The organism is bacterium (assembly GCA_021372775.1).
Classification (GTDB): Bacteria; Acidobacteriota; Polarisedimenticolia; order J045; family J045; genus JAJFTU01.
The window spans coordinates 1-1,895 of the sequence record JAJFTU010000256.1; the positions used below are offsets into that span (position 1 = coordinate 1).

3 protein-coding genes are annotated in these 1,895 nt (G+C 70.2%); 1 reads left to right on the forward strand and 2 read right to left on the reverse strand.

The genetic code is table 11. The features are described 5' to 3' along the window. The coding region (locus LLG88_09145) for a potassium channel protein (GenBank protein MCE5247066.1) at nt 1-355 on the forward strand (355 nt) is incomplete at its 5' end. 67 nt (nt 356-422) lie between these two features. On the opposite strand, the gene LLG88_09150 is transcribed toward LLG88_09145, so the two are convergent. Beyond that, a complete protein-coding gene (locus LLG88_09150; GenBank protein MCE5247067.1) occupies nt 423-1,427 on the reverse strand; it encodes a hypothetical protein in 1,005 nt (334 codons plus the stop codon). A 215-nt stretch (nt 1,428-1,642) separates the two neighbouring features. Further along, the coding region (locus tag LLG88_09155; GenBank protein ID MCE5247068.1) for a hypothetical protein at nt 1,643-1,895 on the reverse strand (253 nt) is incomplete at its 5' end.

Below are 1,895 nucleotides of genomic sequence, written 5' to 3' on the forward strand. Positions count from 1 at the left end.
GATCGCCGCCGGCGCGCAGCGGGTGCTCAACCCCTACGAGCGGGGCGGCCAGATGATGGCCCACATCGTCCTGCGCCCGCAGCTCAGCGACTTCATGGAGGACCTCTTCGCGCGCGAGCTGGAGGTCAACGTGGAGGAGGTGGCGATCGCCGAGGGGTCGCCGCTCGCCGGCCAGACGCTGCGCGAAAGCCCGATCCGGCGCGACCTCGACATCATCGTCGCGGTCATCGTCACGAGCGAGGGCACGAAGCTCTTCAACCCCTCCCCGGACGCGACGCTCGTCGCCGGCGAAACGCTGATCGTCCTCGGCCGCCCCGCGGCGCTCGACCGCCTGCGCCTGCTGGCGCGCGGCTAGCGCACCGCGATTCCGTCCGACGATCCGCGGGACGCGCCGGACGAAGTGCCGCGCGTCGTTCGCTCCGTCACCTGAAGAGCGCGAGGCAGAAGCCGAACAGCAGCATCGGCGCGATCACCAACGCCGCGAGCCCGCCCAAGGCCGCCGCGGTTCGTTTCGCGCGCAGCAAAAGGATGAAGGCCGCGAGCAGGCCGGCGAGGGCGAGAAACGGCGACGTCTGCGCCGCGAAGTCGCCGAGGGGCAGCACGAGCGAGAAGACGAACGCCACGCCGATCTGGAATCCGAAGAACCCGACGACGAATTCCAGCAAGCGGGCGGCGAACGGCTTGCGCCGCGGAGCGGCCTCGCCGATCTCTTCCCATTCCTCCGTTGCCGCGCCCGAGAGCGTCTTGTCGCCGTCCCGCTCCGCCGCGCGGGCGAGCGCGGGAGCACAAATCGTCATTCGCAGCGCGAGCGCGGCGACGCAGCCAAGGGCCGTCGTCCACCCCAGCGGCGCGAGGAGCAACGTCTGGGCCGGCGCCATGCTTGCCGGCGAGAACGAGTCGATCGCCCGGCAGAGGATGGACCCTCCCGCGCACGCGACGGCGGCGAAGTAGACGCCGCGCGGCGCCCGCGCAGCGGCGAGCGCCGTTTCCGCCGTCCGGAGCCACCAAAAGAGAGTGCCGACGACCGCCGCGGCGACGAGCGCAAAGACGACGCCGCCGAGCGGGGCGAACGTCGTCTCCGCCGTCGAGTCCCGTCCGGACCGTTGCGCAAGCAGCCCGAGGGCGAAGTAGCCCAGCGCGGCCGCGGCGAGCGTCGCCGAAGCGACGTCGAGCCGCCGCGCCTCGTTGCCCTGCGGCGCGGCGGCCAGTCGGCCGGCGCCGCGCAGCAGCATGGCCCCGACGAACCAAAGGAGGCCCGTCAGCACCCACGACAGCGCGACGAAGCGGAAGCGGCGGCCATACTCGGGCCCCGCGGACAGCAGTTCGAACGGAAGCCAGAGGTAGGAGACCGCGAAGCTCGCGCAGAGGAGAAAGAGCCCAACGCGCACCCGGCCTCGAGCCGCCGACGTTGCAGCGCCGAAGTTCATGCCGCCTCCCATCGTCGTCGGGCGCGCCGAATCCACCCGCGACCGCGTCCTTCTGCACAGCGTCGTCCAGAAGGCCCGCGCTCCGCATCGGACGTCGCCGAGGATTCGCGTTGCGCCAAGCGTCCTCTCGCCGCGCGCGCTCGCCGAGAGGTCATAGTTCCCTGCACCCGTGGAGCGCGAGAAGGACTGCCCTGCACCGTCCTATTCACTGCCGCTCACGCCGCGGGAGATCGTTCCATCTCCTTTCTCGTGACCGCTTCGAACGCAATCGACACGCCATCTGCGGCTGTGTCTTTCCGGGCAACGGGCCCCATCGCCGCGAATCGCACCACCAACTTGTCGTCCGACATCCATCTGACACTCACGAACTCTGGGTAGCTGACGCAGAACAGGACGAGTTTCCTGGAGTGGAACAGGTTCCAACGAGACTCCGCGGCCTCGACATAGACGAACACCGTATCCCTGGCC

What these genes read in the sequence shown, in the direction of transcription:
- LLG88_09150 (MCE5247067.1), bottom strand. Translation starts at nt 1,427, where the DNA reads ATGAACTTCGGCGCTGCAACGTCGGCGGCTCGAGGCCGGGTGCGCGTT.